This window comes from Streptomyces sp. NPDC104761 (assembly GCF_055583445.1).
On sequence record NZ_JBVJNZ010000006.1, the window covers coordinates 398,437 to 416,166 of the forward strand.

The 17,730-nt window shown below is 72.3% G+C and carries 12 protein-coding genes and 1 pseudogene; 3 read left to right on the forward strand and 10 right to left on the reverse strand.

Annotated elements, in window-relative coordinates; genetic code table 11:
- Window positions 1–84 precede the first annotated feature (84 nt).
- From ACZ63F_RS19490 to ACZ63F_RS19520, 7 genes and pseudogenes are all read right to left on the reverse strand, one after another.
- A complete protein-coding gene (locus ACZ63F_RS19490; RefSeq protein ID WP_469712424.1) occupies window positions 85–912 on the reverse strand; it encodes an oxidoreductase in 828 nt (275 codons plus the stop codon).
- A 56-nt stretch (window positions 913–968) separates the two neighbouring features.
- Window positions 969–1,237: pseudogene (locus ACZ63F_RS19495) on the reverse strand (ATP-binding protein); the annotation flags it as partial.
- A 185-nt stretch (window positions 1,238–1,422) separates the two neighbouring features.
- The gene (locus ACZ63F_RS19500) at window positions 1,423–4,401 is read right to left on the reverse strand and encodes a glycoside hydrolase family 2 TIM barrel-domain containing protein (protein ID WP_469712425.1); all 2,979 of its coding nucleotides are present in this window, start codon (window positions 4,399–4,401) and stop codon (window positions 1,423–1,425) included.
- Window positions 4,402–4,540: 139 nt separating this feature from the next.
- Window positions 4,541–7,267: a glycoside hydrolase family 38 N-terminal domain-containing protein gene (locus tag ACZ63F_RS19505; RefSeq protein ID WP_469712428.1), complete on the reverse strand. Its 2,727-nt coding sequence runs from the start codon at window positions 7,265–7,267 to the stop codon at window positions 4,541–4,543.
- A gap of 41 nt (window positions 7,268–7,308) precedes the next feature.
- The gene (locus ACZ63F_RS19510; RefSeq protein WP_469712528.1) at window positions 7,309–8,106 is read right to left on the reverse strand and encodes a carbohydrate ABC transporter permease; all 798 of its coding nucleotides are present in this window, start codon (window positions 8,104–8,106) and stop codon (window positions 7,309–7,311) included.
- A 56-nt stretch (window positions 8,107–8,162) separates the two neighbouring features.
- A complete protein-coding gene (locus ACZ63F_RS19515) occupies window positions 8,163–9,110 on the reverse strand; it encodes a carbohydrate ABC transporter permease (protein WP_469712429.1) in 948 nt (315 codons plus the stop codon).
- 7 nt (window positions 9,111–9,117) lie between these two features.
- Window positions 9,118–10,452, reverse strand: a complete 1,335-nt coding sequence (locus tag ACZ63F_RS19520) for an ABC transporter substrate-binding protein (protein WP_469712431.1) — start codon at window positions 10,450–10,452, stop codon at window positions 9,118–9,120.
- A 244-nt stretch (window positions 10,453–10,696) separates the two neighbouring features.
- Here ACZ63F_RS19520 and ACZ63F_RS19525 point away from each other — a divergent pair, with 244 nt between their 5' ends.
- A complete protein-coding gene (locus tag ACZ63F_RS19525; protein ID WP_469712433.1) occupies window positions 10,697–11,698 on the forward strand; it encodes a LacI family DNA-binding transcriptional regulator in 1,002 nt (333 codons plus the stop codon).
- Between the two features lie 146 nt (window positions 11,699–11,844).
- On the opposite strand, the gene ACZ63F_RS19530 is transcribed toward ACZ63F_RS19525, so the two are convergent.
- Both ACZ63F_RS19530 and ACZ63F_RS19535 read right to left on the reverse strand, forming a co-directional pair.
- Window positions 11,845–13,089 carry a hypothetical protein gene (locus ACZ63F_RS19530; protein ID WP_469712434.1) on the reverse strand — a complete coding sequence of 415 codons (1,245 nt, stop codon included), beginning with the start codon at window positions 13,087–13,089 and terminating at the stop codon, window positions 11,845–11,847.
- On the reverse strand, window positions 13,086–14,363 hold the full coding sequence (locus tag ACZ63F_RS19535; RefSeq protein ID WP_469712436.1) for a HesA/MoeB/ThiF family protein: 1,278 nt from the start codon (window positions 14,361–14,363) through the stop codon (window positions 13,086–13,088). The genes ACZ63F_RS19530 and ACZ63F_RS19535 overlap by 4 nt, the downstream gene beginning before the upstream one ends.
- A 221-nt stretch (window positions 14,364–14,584) precedes the next feature.
- On the opposite strand from ACZ63F_RS19535, the gene ACZ63F_RS19540 reads away from it, so the two are divergent.
- Window positions 14,585–15,889 carry a M14 family zinc carboxypeptidase gene (locus ACZ63F_RS19540; RefSeq protein WP_469712530.1) on the forward strand — a complete coding sequence of 435 codons (1,305 nt, stop codon included), beginning with the start codon at window positions 14,585–14,587 and terminating at the stop codon, window positions 15,887–15,889.
- A 199-nt stretch (window positions 15,890–16,088) separates the two neighbouring features.
- Window positions 16,089–16,667 carry a Uma2 family endonuclease gene (locus ACZ63F_RS19545; protein ID WP_469712437.1) on the forward strand — a complete coding sequence of 193 codons (579 nt, stop codon included), beginning with the start codon at window positions 16,089–16,091 and terminating at the stop codon, window positions 16,665–16,667.
- A gap of 383 nt (window positions 16,668–17,050) precedes the next feature.
- Here the strand turns inward: ACZ63F_RS19545 and ACZ63F_RS19550 are convergent, their stop codons facing one another.
- Window positions 17,051–17,719, reverse strand: a complete 669-nt coding sequence (locus tag ACZ63F_RS19550) for a Rossmann-fold NAD(P)-binding domain-containing protein (protein ID WP_469712438.1) — start codon at window positions 17,717–17,719, stop codon at window positions 17,051–17,053.
- Between the last annotated feature and the right edge of the window lie 11 nt (window positions 17,720–17,730).

The following is a 17,730-nucleotide window of genomic DNA, read 5'->3' on the forward strand; positions in this document are numbered from 1 at the left end:
GTGGCGCCCCGTAAGGGGCGCGGGGAACTGCGCGAGCAACCACCACGCGCCCGCAGCCGGACAACGGCACAACCAGCGGAGCGTCTAGTCGAAGCCGGTCGCCCGTGTCCGCTTCTCCCAGGCGGCGATGTCGGCTCGTACGACATCCAGTTGGGTCAGTACGGCGGTCACCGCGTCGTCGCCCAGGGGCAGGTGCAGCGGGGTCTGCTCGGCGTCGAGTGCGGCCAGGATCAGGGCGGCCGCCTTGGCCGGGTCACCGGGCTGGCTGCCGTCGCCGCCCTCGACGGCGGCGCGGGTCTCGGCGACCTTGGCGTAGACGCCGGTGTCGTCGCTGGCGCCCGCCCTGCCTGTCTCGAAGAGGGCAGTGCGGAAGGCCCCCGGCTCCACGATCAGCACCTTGATCCCGAACTCCCGCACCTCGTCGGCGAGCCCCTCGGACATGCCCTCCAGCGCGAACTTGGTGCCGCTGTAGGCGGAGAAGCCGGCGAAGGACATCTGCCCGCCCATGCTGCTCATCTGGACGATCGCCCCCGAGCGCCGGGCGCGCAGGTGCGGCAGGACCGCCCGGACCAGCGCGGCGGGACCGAAGACGTGCAGGTCGAACAGGTCGCGCAGTTCGGCGTCGGTGGTCTCCTCGAAGGCGCCGACGTGCGTGCGGCCCGCGTTGTTGACGAGGACGTCGATCCGGCCGTGCCGGGCGATCACGTCCCGTACGGCGGGCTCGATCGCGGCCGTGTCCGTGACGTCCAGGCGGACCGGGTCCACCCGGCCGGGATGGGCGGCGGCCAGCTCCGCCAGGGCGTCGGGGCGCCGCGCCGCCCCGACGACCGTGTCGCCCGCGGCGAGCGCGGCCTCGGCGAGCGCCCGGCCGAAGCCGCTGCTCGCGCCGGTGATGAGCCAGATCCTGGTCATGTGCCGTCTCCCTGCCGCTCGGGGCTGCTCTGCACTGCCGGTTCAGCCGACCAGCCTCACCCGTAAGGGAGTTCACGTCCAACGCATTTCCGGGGCGGGTTCACCCCACCGGCGTACGCGGGGCACAGCGGCAGCCGTACGGTGAACACCGTGCGGCCCGGTTCGCTGGTGGCCCCGGCGGAGCCGCCGTGGGCGGCGCGGACGGCGGCGACGATGGCGAGGCCGAGGCCCCTGCCGCCGGCGGCCCGCGAGCGCGAGGCGTCGCCGCGGGCGAAGCGCCCGAAGACGCGGGGCAGCAGGTATCTGGCGGGATGCCGGGGCCGTCGACTCGACGGCCGGCAGGCGGCCCGGCATCAGCGCAGCAGCTCGAACTCCCGGGCGGAGGTCCGGCCGCCGGGCCCGGAGGCGCCGCAGCACCTCCGGGCCCTCCGGGCCGGGCAGCCCGCGGTCCACCGCCGGGCCCTGAGACGCGTGGGTCCGGACTGTGGGACAGCTGCCGGGTCCCGCGGCTCAGGCGCCTGCCGTGAAGCGGAGCCGGAGGGTGCGGGCCTCGGGGCGCAGGGCGAACTCCGGCCACACGTCCGGTCCGCAGGCGCGGGAGCCGAGGCCGTGCTGGGCCGCGTCGATGATGAGGTGGCTGGTGGCGGACTCCGGGAGTTCGTAGGGGTGGGCGGCCCGGTCGAGCTGTTGCGGGGTGTGGCGGGCGAGGGTGAAGCCGGGGCGCCGCCCGCGGGTGTCGGGGAGGGCGTCGATGTGGAGGACCTCGGTGTCGCCGCTGGTCAGCGTGAGCCGGCGCAGCCGGGAGCGGTGGCCGGTCTCCTGGGGGCGCGCGTAGTCCACCGAGAGGTCCCCGACGGTGGCCGTGAACCGGCCGGTGCGGGCCGCACGGAGGCTGTCGGGGTAGGACTCCAGCGGGCCGAGGCCGAACCACTCGGCGCCGTCCACGGGGGCCGTGCCGTCGGGCAGTTCGAAGTGGATCCCGATCCGCGGCCACACCGTCGCCCAGCCGCGCGAGGGCTCGATGTCGACGCGCAGCTCCAGTCCGCCGTCCTCGACCGACCAGACCGACTCGACCGTCACCGAGAGCGCGGAGTCCGCGGCGGAGACCCGGTCGACGGTGCGCAGGGCGTCCGTGGCGTGCTCCACGCCGATCCGGCGGGTGACCAGGCGGTCGAGGCCGTCCCGGCGCCACAGTTCGGCGCTGGACACCCCGGCGGCGCTGGCGTCGCTGCCCTCCAGCCGGTCGGCGGTGCCCTCGTCGTTGTCGGTCGGGGCGCGGAACAGTTCCAGCCGCGGTCCGGTGACGGGGCGTCCGGCGAGCCGGGTGAGGGAGCCGCCGGTGAACTCGGCGATGCCGAGGGTGCGCGTGCCCTCGCCGGGACGCCAGCCGGTGCGGGGCCGGACGGGGGGCACCGGCCGCCGTACCGAGCGGTCCAGCTGGGCGGTGGCGACCTCGTGCCCGGCCGGGGCCCAGGCGGTGTCCGTCGCCAGCACCGCCTCGACCGTCAGCCAGGTCTCGGCGTCCGCGGCCACCGCGAGCCCGGGCAGCGGCACCCGTGCCGACTCGCCCGCCGCGAGCAGCGGGGTGTCCAGCTCCCCCGCCTCGACGGGGATGCCGTCGAACTCGACGCGCCAGCGGAACCGCAGATCGGAGGTGTCGGCCGAGTGCCGCAGGTTGGTGATGCCGAGCTTGTCGCCGTCGAAGGCGAACCGGATCGGCTGGACGACCGCCTTGAACTCATGGAGGCCGGGCGTCGGCACGTCGTCGCTGAGCACCATGCCGTCCATCACGAAGTTGCCGTCGTGCACGACCTCCCCGAAGTCGCCGCCGTAGGCGTAGTACGGCCTCCCGTCGGGGGCGGTGGCCAGGATGCCGTGGTCGCGCCACTCCCAGACGAAGCCGCCGTGCAGCCGCGGGTGGCGCCGGACCAGTTCCTCGTACTGGTCGAGGGCGCCAGGACCGTTGCCCATCGCGTGGGCGTACTCGCAGAGCAGGAACGGCCTCGTGCGCTGCCGGGCGCCCTGGGCGGGGGTGCAGCCAAGCAGCGGGGCGGTGGAGCCGTCGGTGCCGATCTGCTCGGTCTCCGGCACGGTCGCGTACATCCGGGAGTAGACGTCGGTGTACTCCCCGGTGTGGTCGCCCTCGTAGTGGACGGGGCGCTCGGGGTCGCGGGCGTGCACCCAGGCGGCCATGGCGGCGAGGTTGGCTCCGGTGCCGGCCTCGTTGCCGAGCGACCACATGACGACGCCGGGGTGGTTCTTGTCCCGTTCGACGGTGCGCTCGATGCGGTCCAGGCAGGCCGCGCGCCAGGCCGGGTCGTCGGTCGGGTTGCCGGTCCAGCCGACCTTCTCGAAGCCGTGGGTCTCCAGGTCGCACTCGAGGACGACCCAGAAGCCGAGTTCGTCGGCGAGGTCGAGCAGCCGGGGGTGCGGCGGGTAGTGGCTGGTGCGGATGGCGTTCACGTTGAACCGCTTCATCCGGGCCAGGTCGGCGCGGGCGTGCGCCTCGTCGAAGACCCGGCCGCGCGCGGGGTGGGCCTCGTGCCGGTTCATGCCGTGGAAGACGACCTTGCGGCCGTTGACCAGGAACTGGTCGCCGCGGATCTCGACCGTGCGGAAACCGGCTCGCAGCCTGATGCTCTCGGCGGCCGAGGACACGGTCACGTCGTACAGCCGGGGCACCTCGGCCGACCAGGGCTCCACCTCGGGGACGTCGACGGGCGCCACGTCGGCCGCCGTCTCCCAGACCCGCTCGACGCCCAGTTCGGGGATGCGCAGGGTGACCGGGAAGGCGGCCGGGCCGGCGGTGACCTCCGCCTCGACGCGGCCTCGCCCGTTGTCGTACCCGGTGCGCAGCCAGACGTCCTCGATGCCGCCGGCCGGACGGGCGAGCAGGGTGACGTCCCGGAAGATGCCCGGCAGCCACCACTGGTCCTGGTCCTCCAGGTAGCTGGCGGCCGACCACTGGTGGACGCGGACGGCGACGACGTTGTCGCCGGGGCGCACCGCCGAGGTCACGTCGAACTCGTGGGCCAGCCGGCTGCCGCTCGCGCTGCCGATCTCGACGCCGTTGACCCACACCTTGAACAGCGACTCCACGCCGTCGAACCGGAGCAGGACGCGCTCGGCGTCCGGCCAGCCCGCGGGAAGGTCGAAGTGGCGGCGGTAGTCGCCGGTGGGGTTGTCGTCCGGGACGTGCGGGGGGTCGATCGGGAACGGGAACTGGATGTTCGTGTACGCCGGCCTGCCGTGGGCGCCGTCGCCCTCCAGCACCCAGTGCGCGGGCACCGGGATGCTGTCCCAGCCCCGGTCGTCGAAGTCCTCGGCGGTGAACTCCGCGGCCACGGCCGCCGTGGCCGACAGCCGGAAGCGCCAGGAGCCGTTCAGCGAGAGGGCGGGGGCGTCGGAGTGCAGCCAGGAACGGGCCGGGCGCAGGGCGCCGTGCCAGGGGGCGGGGTCCGATACGTACGCGGTGAGCTCGGAGGACAAGACGTCACAACTTTCTTGAGACGGGGGGAGCGACAGCGCCCCGTAAGGGGCGCGGGGCTGTGTCAATATGCGGCTCCGCCGCGTGGGCGCGACCAGCCACGACGGACCGGCAGACGACAGACGGCGGCACATCGTGGCCCTACCGGCGGAGCACCACCGTGCGGATCTCCCAGGGGCCGAGATCGAGTTCGAGCCCGTCCCGGACCGGTTCGGGGTCGAGCGGCCGGCCGAGCAGATCGACCGTGGTGGCCTCCGTGAACGCTCCGGTCACGCGCACGCTCGTCCCGGTGTCCCGCATCGCCACCAGCCGGACCTCGGTGCCGGGCCCGTGCTCGGCGTCGGTGATCCGGCGGATGCCGGACACGTGCACGTCCCGGCCGTCGACGTGCAGGCCGGCCGCGTCCGGGGGCAGCGGGGCGCCGCCGGGCGCGGTGCCGCGGGTGACGAGCGCGTCGCTGCGGAACTCCTCGGCGAGGGCGACCGCGCCGGCGCCCTGCCAGCCGGACGCCCAGGGCAGCACGGCGAACCGGTTCTCGACGCGCATGCCCAGGTCCTGGGCGCCGGGTGCCGGGATCTCGCTCGCCGCGGGTTCGTCGCGCAGGGGGTGGATGTTGACGCTGATGGAGCCGATGGCGCGCAGCAGGGTGAGGGCGAGTGCGGAGCCGTCGTCGACGAGTTCGTACTCGGCGGAGTGGTCGAGCAGGACGGTGGCCGGGCCCGCCGCCACGAAGGTGCTCGCGGGGAAGGTCGGCAGCGGGTACTCGCCCCAGCCGCCCTCGGCGGTCAGGCCGCGCTCGGTGACCGCGAACTGCCCGGCCGACGCGGACGTGGTGACGGGCCGCGGCAGCGGGACGTGCAGGCGCAGCCGGTGGTCGGCGGACCGGTTCAGGAACGACGTGGCGACCCGGACGAACGGCTCGCCCGCGCGGACCTCCACCAGCATGTCCACAGGGGTCGGGACGGTACTCCGGCTGCGCCGGTCCCGGTCGCCGTCGGCGAGCGCCTGCGGCCACTCGTAGACGCGGGTGACGCGCAGCCGGGCCCGCAGCGGGCCGGTTTCCAGGAGTTCGACCGCGACCCGGGCCGGCTCGCAGACGAGTACGTCGTGGGCGGGCGGGGCGTAGTTGTAGCTGTCGCCGCGGTCGCCGCCGTCCACCAGGCGGCCGACGCCCGACAGGACGGTGCCGTCGGCGCCGGTCACGTCCAGGGTGCCGTCGGCGGCGACGGCGACCTCGACCAGGCCGTTGGAGAGGCTGTCCGCAGTCGCCGTCGCACCCTGCGGCGGGGGGGCTGCGGGCAGGTCGCCGGTGCCGACCCGGAAGGCGGCCAGCCCGGCGGCGGGGACGGGGACGGCCACCAGCGCGGTGGCCCGGGCCTGGGCCAGGGTCCGCACCCGCCACTCCCCCGGGTGCGCGGCGGCCGCGGCGGCGACCTCGCCGCGCAGGGTCATCAGGTCGAAGGGGCCCTCCGGGACCTCGGCGAGGTGGAAGACCAGGGAGTTCGGTGTGAGGTCGTAACCGTTGATCAGCAGCCCGAACAGCTCGCGGCGGTGGATGCGGCGCAGCACGCGTTCCAGCTGGGAGGCGTCGAGCCGCTCGTCGCTGAGCACGGTCGGGGCCTGGGAGACCAGCTGTACGGGGTGCGCCGTGCCGTCGGCGGTGGTCGCGACCAGCGTGCCGCCCTCCGGGGCGGCCACCACGTCGACCTCGACCAGTGCGGTACGGGGCGACGGCAGCGGGTTGGCGACCAGACAGGCGTCGCTGGGCACCAGGGCGGCGCGCTCGGCGAGGGCCGCGTCCCGGACGGCGCGGGCGGTCTGCGCGGCCTCGGCGAGGCGGGCGGCGACCTGGTCGCAGGTCTCGTCGGTGCCGGAGCCGACCACCGAGTCGTGCGCGGTGGACTCGATGATCTTGTGCCAGGCGAGGGCGAGGAAGTTGGCGTCGTCGCGGGCCGACCACAGGGCGTTCATCCGCTCGGCGTGGTCGACGGTCCGCTCGGCGGCGGCCATCCGCTGCTTGAGCCCGAGCCGCACGGAGAGCACACCGGGGAGGATGTTGCCCCGCACGTGGCTGCGCAGCTCACCGGTGACGACGGCCGTGACGTCGTCCCGTACGTGCCCCCGGACGTACTCGTCGAGGGTGGCGACGGTGATCGGCCGCTCCTCGTCGGAGGCCTTGCGCAGCCAGTCCGCGAGCCGCGGGTCGGGCGCGTTGTGGTCGGTGCCGGACATGGCGAGCACCGGGTCGCCGCCCCAGCGGCGCGCCGTCATCCCGGCGTACTCGGCGAGCGCCTGCCGGATCCGGTCCGGTACCAGCAGGACGTCGAGGCCGTTGTCGTACCCGTCGAAGAGGAACTCGGTGCGGACCTCGGAGCCGTCGGGGGCGCGCCAGCGGAAGGCGTGTCCGTCGACCGTGCCGGGCACCCCGCGCCACAGCGCCGCGTGCTCGATGCCGGCCCGGGCCAGGATCTGCGGCATCTGCGCGACGTGGCCGAACATGTCCGGGAGATAGCCGACCGGCATGGCCCCGCCGAGCCGTTCGGCGGCCGCCCAGCCCATCTGCAGGTTGCGGACGATGGTCTCGCCGGAGCAGAGGAACTCGTCGAGCAGGATCAGCCACGGCCCGACGGCCAGCCGGCCCTCGCGGACCAGGGCGGCGACCCGGTCGCGGTTCTCGGGCCGCATCTCCAGGTAGTCCTCCACGGCGGCCATCTGCCCGTCGACGGTGAACCGGAAGTCCGGGTCGGCCTCGGCCGTCTCCAGCACGGTGTCGAGGGCGGTGACGAGGCGGTGCCGGAACACCTGGAACGGCTCGTACCACTCCCGGTCCCAGTGGAAGTGGGGCACGAAGACAGCCGGGTTGGGCATGGCGGGGAACACCTTCTGTGCGTGGGGCTGTGCGTGGGGGGTCACTTGAGCGAGCCGGCGGCGAGGCCGGTGCGCCAGAACCGCTGGAGGAGGATGAACACGACGATCACCGGCAGGATCGACACCAGCGATCCGGTGATGATCGACTCCTGGAGCAGCGGGGAGCGGGCGGTCTGGCCGTTCCACTCGTACAGGCCGAGCGTGATCGGGAAGAGCGACTCCTTCTGCAGCATGACCATCGGCAGGAAGAAGTTGTTCCAGATGGCCACGAACTGGAACAGGAAGATGGTCACCAGGGCCGGTGTCATCAGCCGGAACGCCACCGAGAAGAACGTGCGGAACTCGCCGGCGCCGTCCAGCCGCGCCGACTCGATCAGCTCCTGCGGCACGGAGGCGTTGGCGAAGATCCGCGCCAGGTAGACGCCGAACGGGCTGACGATGCTGGGCAGGAACACCGCGAGGTAGGTGTTGACGAGCCCGGTCGCCGAGAACAGCAGGAACAGCGGCAGGGCGAGCGCGGTGGTGGGCACCAGGACGCCGCCGAGGATCACGGAGAACAGGAACTCCCGGCCGCGGAAGGTGAACTTGGCGAGGGCGTAGCCGCACAGCGCGGAGATCAGGGTGCCCACGGCCGCGCCCAGCACCGCGTACAGGACGGTGTTGAGGGCCCAGCGGCCGAAGATGCCGTCGCTGCGGGTGAACAGGGTGTGCAGGTTGTCGAACAGGTTGAAGTGCGAGAACGCCAGGCCGTTGGTGGCGGCGAGGTCGCCCTGCGGCTTGGTCGCCGCGACGACGAGGAAGTACACCGGGAGCAGGAAGTAGACGGCGAGGAGCAGCATCAGCCCCGTCGCGGCCGTACGGCTGACCCGGCTTTCACGGTCGATGGTCGGTTCGCTCACAGTCCGGCCTTCTTCGAGGTCAGTCGCATGAACCCGAAGCTCAAGACGAAGGTGATGACGGCGATGACCACCGAGATGGCCGCGGCCTGCTGGTAGTTGTTCCCGGAGGCCACCGTGTAGGCGAGCATGTTCGGCGTGAACGTGCTGGAGATGTTGGAGGAGATCTGCCGCAGCACGGCCGGCTCGGCGTACAGCTGGAGCGTGCCGATGATCGAGAAGACGGTGGTCAGCACGATCGACGGCGCGATGATCGGCACCTTGACCCGCCAGGCGATCGTCCAGTTGGAGGCGCCGTCGAGCTTGGCGGCCTCGTAGAGCTCCTGCGGGATCGACTGCAGCGCCGAGAACATGATCAGCATGTTGTAGCCGGTCCACAGCCAGGTGGAGACGTTCGCCGCCGACCAGAGCACGGCGCCGGGGCCGAGGAAGTCGGGGTGCAGCCCGATGCCGTTCAGCAGGTCGACGACCGGGCTGAGCTGGGGCGAGTAGAGGTACGACCACATGATCGCGGCGATCACGCCGGGTACCGCGTACGGCATGAAGGCGACGATGCGGAAGAACCCCTTGGCTCGCAGCAGCGGCGTGTCGAGGAGCAGCGCGATGATCAGGGCCACGAAGAGCATGACCGGCACCTGCACGACGCCGAACAGCCCGATGCGGCCGATGCTGGACCAGAACTCGTGGTTCTGGAGCACCTGCCCGTACTGCTCGAAGCCGCCGAACGTCGTGTACGACGTGCCGTACTGGCCGCCGGAGCGGCGCACGACGCGGAAGCTCTGCCACAGGGCGTAGCCGACCGGCACCAGGTAGAACAGCAGGAAGGGCAGGAAGAACGGGGTCACGAAGGCGGCGACGGTGGCCGCCCCGGGGCCGCCGCCGTTCGGGCGGCGGCGGCCCCGGGGCGTGGTGCGCACGCCGGCCGAGCGGGTTGCGAGGTCGGTCATACCGCGGTCACTTGCCCGCCGTCGCCGGGATCGCCTGGTCCTTCATCGACTTCAGCGCGGCGGCCTGGGCGGTCGCCAGCGCGTCGTCGAGGGTGCCGCTGCCGGCCGCGGCCTTGGCCATCGCGTCCTGCAGGGCCAGGTTCACGGTCTTCTGCGTGGGTCCCCAGGCGAAGCTGGTGTCGATCTTCTTGGAGGCGTCGGCGAAGACGTCGAAGATCTTCTCGTTGCCGTAGTACGGCACGCCCTGCTTCAGCGCGGGCAGGTCCAGCCCCGCGGTGGCCGCCGGGTAGAGCCCGCCGAGCTTGTTCTCCAGCGCCAGGGCGTCCGGGTCGGTGTTCAGCCAGGTGTTGAACTCGACCGACTCGTAGAGGTGCTTGCTGCCCTTCATGAACGCGACGGTCGAGCCGCCCCAGTCGCCGGAGGACCCGTTCGCACCCCGCGTCGGCATCGGGACGATCGACCACTTCCCGGACTGCTTGGGCAGGTTGTCGCGGAACATGCTGTAGCCCCAGGCGGCGCCGACGTAGGTGGCGAGCTGGTCCTTCTGGTACGCCGCGTACATCTGGGTGGAGCCGTGGGCGAGGTCGGTGCGCACGACCTTCTCGGAGATCAGCTTCTGCCAGTAGTCCGCGACCTGCTTGCTCTGCGCCGAGTCGACGGAGACCTGCCACTTGTCGCCGGAGTAGCCGTACATCTTGGCGTCGTTCTGCCACAGGAGCCCGTTGAACCACTCGGCGTTGTTCGGGTCGAAGAACGTCATGTCGAGGCTCGGGTCCGCCTTGTGCAGCTTCTCGGCGGCCGTCGCGTACTCGTCCCAGGTCGTGGGGATGGCAACGTTGTACTTCTTGAAGAGATCGCTGCGGACGTACAGCGCCATCGGGCCGGTGTCCTGCGGGATCGCGAACACGCCGGTGTCGCCGAAGCTGGTCTGCGACCAGGTCCACGGCACGAACTTCGACTTGGCCGCGGTGGCCGCCTTGCAGGCGGAGGCGTCCACGAAGGCGCTCTGGGTGCGCAGGTTGGGCAGTTCGTCGTAGCCGACCTGGGCGAGGTCCGGGGCCTTGTTCGCCTTGAGGGCGTTGCCGAGGGTGCCGTACTGGTCGTTGGAGATGTTCTTCGTCTCGACCTGGATGTCCGGGTGCTGCTTGTTCCACAGGTCGACGACCTTGTCCATGCCAGGAACCGTGTTCCAGTACTGGAGGGTGACCTTGCCCTTCGCGGGCTCGCAGGACGCGGCGGACGCCTTGTCCGACGAACCGGACGAGGAACACCCGGCGAGTACGACGATGCCTGCGGTCGCGGCTGCTGCGGCGAGGCGGGTGCGCGTGGCTGTGCTTGTCATGTCTTCCGTTCCAGAGAACGCCTGGTTACGGGCCCAGGCGGGTCGACGTTGACACCTGGAGGCGGATGCCTTCTGGTTGGAATCAGGTTCCGTGAGCGGTAACGTGAGCGCTCACGGGAGCGGTAACGGGAAGTGATTGGGAGTGTGGGCTTCCGAACGCCGGAGTGTCAAGGTTTCGACGCACCAGGGCATACTCGGTGGTCCCTGCGACGCTGGCGCGTCGGCAATTACGCGGAGGTGAGTGATGGCGTCGTCGGGGACCGGACCCCGCAGGGTCACGATCGACGATGTGGCCGAGGCCGCGGGCGTGTCCCGGCAGACCGTGTCACGGGCGCTCAACGACAAGGGCGAGATCGGCGCCTCCACCAAGCAGCGCGTGCTCGACACCGCCCTGGCGCTCGGCTACCGGCCGAGCCGGTTCGCCCGGGGGCTCGTACGGCAGGACACCGTAAGTGTCGGCCTCGTGATCCCCGACCTGCTCAACCCGTTCTTCACCGAGGTCGCCGCGGCCGCGCTGGAGGCGGCCCGGGACCGCGGCTGGCACGTCGTCGTGTACGACACCGGCGACCGGGCCGAGGAGGAGCGGGGCACGCTGGAGGTGATCGCCTCCCAGGTCGACGCCGTCGTGGGCTATCTCAGCCTGCCCGAGGACGAGATCGACCGGCTGACCCTGGGCCTCCCCGTGGTGCTCATCGACCGCGAGCACCGCACCCAGCGGTTCAGCTCGATCCGGATCGACGGCGAGAGCGGCGTGCACGCGGCGATCAGGCACCTGACCGCGGCGGGACACCGGCACATCGGCATGCTCGACCACGCCGAACGGTCCGAACCGAGCATCCGGCATCGGTGGTTCGACACCGCGATGTCCGCGTGCGGGCTGGACTCCACCTCCGTGGCCCGTGCCGACCAGAGCGTCGAGGGCGGGGAGGACGCGCTCCAGGAACTCCTCGCCGGGCACCCGGACCTGACGGCCGTGTTCACCTTCAACGACATCATCGCCATAGGAGCGCTGCGCGCCGCACGCCGGCTCGGCCGGCAGGTCCCCCGGGACCTCGCCGTGATCGGCTTCGACGGCCTGCAGCTGGGCACGCTCGTCGACCCCCCGCTGACCACGGTGGCCCTGGACACCCGCCGCCTCGGCGCCCTCACCGTCGAACAGGCGGCCCGCCTGCTGACCGGCAGCGACCCGCTGCCCGCCGACCAGCTGACGGTGGGGGCGGAGCTGCGGGTGCGGGAGTCGGGGTAGCGCCGGGGTGGCGGGCGAGGGCCGGGATGGCGGCCGGGGACCGGAGTGGGGGCCGGGGACCGGAGTGGGGGCCGGGGGCCCGGGGGCCGCGTTTCTGCCGTGCGCGTCGGCCGCTTTGTGTCGTGCGCGTCGGCCGGCTTCTGCCCTCAGCCCGTTCGGGACCGGCCGCCCCCGCGCGAGCGGCGGTTGCGCCACCAGGTGACCACCCACAGCACGTTGACGCCGCCGAGGGTGACGAGCACCGCCGCGGAGTCGGCGTTGGCCGCGAGGCCGTGGTCCGGGCCCAGCCCGCGGGCCGCACGGACCAGCAGGGTGACGTCGGCGGGCAGGGTGACGGCCGCCATGAAGGCCAGGCAGGCCACCGTCCCGGCCACGAGGACGACGCTGTAGAGGCGGACGGCCCGGCGCTCGTGCGGGGGCAGCCGGACGCTCGGGTCACTGGCAGCGCCGCCGCCCGGCCCTCGCCGCGTCCGCCGCCGGAACACGTACCGGGCGTAGGCGAGACCGTCGCCGTACAGATCCCGGCAGCCCGTGAGGTCCTGGAGGACGAAGTACAGGTCGGTGCGGGTGAACACCATGAACTGGAAAGGCAGCGGCAGCAGCGCCAGCAGCAGGACCGCGGCCAGCAGCCGGTGGGCCGTCGTCGCGGTGTCCGTGCGGGCCAGGACCAGGAGCGCGGCCGACGCGACGGACAGGTTGAGGGCGATGCCGGACAGGTAGGCCGTCAGCCGGTGCCGGCGGGGCGCCAGCTCGATGCCGCTGATGTCGGTCTGCATGACGAGGAACTGGAGCCGGGTGCCCAGCCGTATCCTTCCCGGCACACCCGCTGCGCGAGCGGTGACCAGGTGCGCCAGCTCGTGGGCCAGCACCAGCGTCCAGCCCGCGGCCGCCCCGGTGAGCAGGACCAGGCTGCCGTGCGGGCTCCACAGCAGGTCGCGGTAGCCGGGGAGCAGGTCGGGGCGGCGGGTCAGGACGACGCCGGCCGCCAGCAGCAGTACTCCGACGAGGACGGGCAGCGCCGGGTGCAGGGCGTACCGGACGTGGTGGGGACGCAGCCACGGCAGGGACGCCGGCGGCGGATCGGTGTCCGGGACCGGGTGGTCGCCGATCCGCGCCACGAACCCCAGGGCCGCCAGGTCCCGGACGAAGTCCGGGATGTCGAGTTCCTCACCGGTCTCGGCCCGCAGGATCTCCGCGGTGCGGGCCACGCTCAGCCCCTCGCCCAGGAGTGCCACCGCACGTGCGCCGACCGCCGGCAGGGCGACGAAGGTCCGGGTGGCCATGCGGCCGACGATCCACTCGTCCCGGTCCTGCCGCACCCCCAGGTCGTGCAGCAGGACACGGACCGACGGCTCGATCGGCAGCGGTTCCTGCGCCGCGGTGTCCGTCACGGGAGGTCCCCGGCTGCCTCGGTTTCCCCGGTTTCCCGTGCTTCGCCTGCGGCCCCGGTCGTCCCACAGGCAGGGCAGTCGGGGCGGCGGTCCGAGCGTTGCATGACCGGGTCGCCCGGCATCATCAGGTTGAGGCCGGACCGGTAACCGGGTTCGATCGGCGGGATCCCGCACAGCAGCATGAGCGCGGCATGGGCCAGCAGGCTGCCGGACAGGCCCGCGGTCACCGCGTTGACCGGGTTCCACGGCATGCGGGGCGAGGCGGCCTCCTCGTCCTGGCCGGGCGCCAGCCGCAGATCGCGCCGCTCGATCTCGGCGCTGCGCAGGCACTCCCAGCACGCGCCCCGGCCGGGCGCGAAGACCCCGACGCTCACCAGCGGGCCGCGGTAACCGGCTTCCGCCCACGCCGTGCCGGTGGCCAGGCAGACCTGGTTGGCCCATCTGCGGATCACCGCGGGCCGGTCTGCTGCCAGGAGGAGCACGTCGTACCCCGAGCCGCCGGTCGAGCCGCCGGCCGCGCCGGCCGCGCCGCCCGCCCCGGCTCCTGCCCTGCCGCCTGCCGACCCGTCGGCCGAGTCGCCCACGGCACCGGCCAGCAGGTCTTCCAGGTCCGCCGGGCCGCGTACCTCGCGGCGCTCGCCGGTGACCGTCGTGTCCGAGTTCAGGGCGCGCAGAGCCGTCAGGGCCGCGTCGATCTTGGGCGTACCGAGGTCGCGCTCGCGGAAGAGGGTCTGCCGGTTGAGGTTGGACAACTCGACGACGTCAGGTTCCACGCAGTGCAGCCGCCCCACCCCGGAGGCCACCAGGTCCCGTGCGGCGGCTCCGCCGGTGCCGCCGACGCCGACCAGCAGCACCCGGGCCCGGCGCAGCCGGAGCTGCGGCTCCCAGGCGCTCTCCCTGGGCCGCAGGTCCATCCAGCGCAGCAGGGCCATGCCCCTGCCGTAGCGTTCGCGTTCCCGTGCGGACAGCTCGGCGGGCGGTTCGGCGCCGGCGTCCTCCACGTAGCCGGCCAGGGCCAGGTCCGTCATCGCCTGGACGACGTCCGGTTCCGGCAGCCGCAGTTCCGGGTGGCGGCGGGAGACCTCGGCGGCGATGTCCGCGGTGTCCCGCGTCCCGTCCATGGTCTCGACCAGCGTCCACACCCAGCCGTCGGGATCGAGGACCTCGGCGCCGATGCCGTGCACGACGCTCCCGATCCGGACATGGCCGTCGACGGTCCGGTAGGCCCGGTGTTCCGGCTTGATCCGGGGCCGCCGCATGGTGCGCACCGTCATCTTCGCGCCAATCTCGTCAGTCTCAACTACCCACACAAAACCGGACGTTGACAAGAGTTGTCGGACGAGCCAACTCTGACAAGAGCACCTCGACCACGGCAGACCACAGCCGGCGACAGGAGGACACGGTATGGCCAACAAGATCGAGATAAGGCCGCTCGACAAGAAGGAGACCACCGGCGACAGCGGTGGCAACGGCGGCTCGTGACCAAACGCGGATGATGGACCGGTACCTCACGGTCGCGGAAGTCACCGACTCGGCGCGGCGGCTGGTGTCCCGGTACCCGGGAGCCGTGCGGCTGCGCCGGATCGGGACGTCCCGCGCGGGCCGCCCGATCGAGATGCTGTCCGTGGGGCACGGGCCGCGTCACGTCCTGGTGGTCGCCCGGCCGCATCCCGACGAGCCGGTCGGCGGTACGACCGCACTCGCCCTGGCGGAGCAGGTGGCCCGCGGCGACCACCGGTCCCCCGCGACCGACCCCGCCGTCGTCACCTGGGACATCGTCCTGTGCCTCGACCCGGACGGCGCCGCGCTGAGCCAGGGGCTCGAGGAGGCCACGGCGGGGCCCGCCCCCTCCGTGTACGACTACTACCGCACCGCCTACCGCCCGGTCGGCGCCGAACAGCCGGAGTGGGCACCGATCGAGTCGCGGCAACTCCCCGAGAGCCGGGCGCTGTTCGATGTGATCGACGAACTCCGGCCGTTCCTCCAGTGCTCCCTGCACGGCGTCGAGGCGGGCGGCAGCTGGGTCCAGCTCACCCAGGCGCTCCCGGGACTCGCCGCCCCCTTCCGGACCTCCGCCGCGGAACTCGGCATCCCGGTCCAGCGCGGCACGTTCGACGCCCTGTACTGGGAGAACCCCGGCCCCGGGGTCTACGTCCTGCCGCCGCCGGAGAGCACGGCCCGCCTGGCGGCCGGGTCCGAGAACATCGGTCTGTCCACCTGGTGCGCCCCGCAGCGGTACGGCGGCGTCACCGCGATCGTCGAAGTGCCCATGTGGGCGAGCGACCTGGCCGCCGACCCGTCCCCGCACCCGGAGGCCGCCGCCGTGCTGCGCGACCTGGCCGGCCTGGTACGGCACGGCGGCCGCCAGGTGACCGCCGTCCTCGACAAGGCCCGCGCCTTCCTGCCGCCTCCCCGGGTCAGCCCGCCCCGCCGCGTCCTGGAGTGGATGGCCGACGGCCTCTACGACCTGGTCGCCGGCTCCTGGGAGCCCCTCGCCCGCCAGGCCGCCGACGGTCCGCTGCGGGTGACGACGGCCCAGGTCTGCGCCCTGGACGTCGTGGCCCGGCGCCAGCCGCTCCGCGCCGCGGGCCTCCTGCTACAACTGCTGAGGGCGGCGGACCACCCCGCCGCACCGGACCTTTACCGCGACCTGGACGACCTCTTCACCACCTGGTGCACGGACTTCGAGAAGTCCCTGCGGCTACGCCCGACACCCGTCCACCACCAGGTGGCACTCCAGACCCGAACGGTCCTGACAGCCGCCGAAACCGCGCTGGCGACGGGGCCCGTCGCACGCTGAACCCGTCGCACGCTGAACCCGTCGAACGCGGCAGCCGGAACGTCGCGGTACGCACTCGTCGAAGCGACCGCACCCCGAAAGCATCACGCTGAAGGCCCTCCTCGGAGCAGCCTTGCACATGACACGACAGGGCGGTTCGAGGCCGCCATGCGTTGACCATCTCGTGGTCCTCTTCCCACCGAGTGGCTACGGTTGAGCCATGACCGCGCTGCCCGACTGGATGCGCCCGCCGCGCGCGGAAGGCTGGTTCGCGGAGGATCTGGACCGCCTCCCCGAGGCACCACGCCATACCGAGCTGATCGACGGAGCGCTCGTCTTCATGATGTCGCCGCAGAGGTGGTGGCACGGCCACCTCGTCACCATGCTCACCGTCGCTCTCATGGAGCAGGCGCCCGACGATGTCAGGGTCGGCCGTGAGATGACCATAAAGCTCGACGAGCGAAACCGGCCTGAGCCGGACCTGCTGCTGACGACGGCCGACTACGACGGAGACCGTACCTGGTTCGCGCCGGACGAGGTACGGCTCGTCATCGAGGTCTCACCCGAGTCCGCGCACCGGGATCGCACGGTCAAGCTGCGCAAGTACGCGGAGGCCGGCATCCCGCACTACTGGTGCATCGAGGACGAGGACGGGGCTCCCGTCGTGCACGTTTACGAACTCGATGAACCGACCGGCGCCTACGCGCCCGCAGGCATCTTCCGGGGCACCCTCAAGCGCCCCGTGCCCTTCGACATCCGCCTGGACCTCGACAAGCTCACGCCACCGCGGAGCAACTGACGCCGGCACCAAGTCAGCGCAGGGACGCGGAAGGGGCCGGGCTTACGAGAGGCCGGCCCCTTCTGACCTGATGCTTGACGACTCGCCTGGCGCACGATGACGCGAGGGTCACACGTTGAAGCGGAACTCCACCACAAGGCTCTGACCTGCGGAAATGCGGGCGCATCCCAGCACCATCCCAGCACGGGATGCGCTGCAAAGTACAAGCGGACCCAGGGTCGCCAACGCTACACAACACGGCCGACCTGCGAACTGAGATCCGATGGACTTCTCCACAAGGGTCGGGGCGGGGTGTACCGCCGGGGGCGGGCCATAGGCATCGAGTGGCACCCGAAGAGAGATCGAGGAGTCACCAGCGAGGGGAACTCATCGGCCTCGATGAATCAGCCCCTGCCCAGTTGGTTGATGTGCTGGCTGTAGAGGATCCGTGGTTCGGCGGGCCTGGAGCGAGCAACGGCGAGCATGGCGCGCCCGAGAGCGTCGGTGGTCGTGGTGTGCCGCGGGGCGATGCGGTGGAGCACCGGATAGAGCCAGGCGGTGAGGGTGTATACGGCGCGGTAGGAGCGGGTCTTGGAGACGGCCCCGTGGCGAGGGCGGATGTAGCCGGGGCGGAACATGTAGGCGTTCATGTCCATGGCCATCAGGGCGTTCTCGGTACGCCCCTTGACCCGGGCCCACATCGCGCGGCCGCGCTCGGAGCTGTCGGTGCCTTCGCCGGAGACGTAGGTGAAGGTGATGCCGGGGTTCGCCTGGGACACCACCCGGGCCGCGGCGAGGGTGAAGTCGTAGGTGATGCGGGTGTATTCGGCCTTGTTGCGGCCGGCGACGGACACGCCGAGGCAGTAGAAGCAGGCGTCCAGACCGGTGAGTTGGCCGGCGATCGAGGACAGGTCCGCGAAGTCCTGGTGCACGACTTCGCGCAGCTTGGGGTGCGTGACGCCGAGCGGGTGTCGGCCCACGACCAGGACGCGGGTCACGCCGGCGTCCATGAGGCAGGCGCGCAGGACTCCCTGCCCGACCATGCCCGATGCCCCGAAGATGACGATGTTCACGGAAGGCTCCT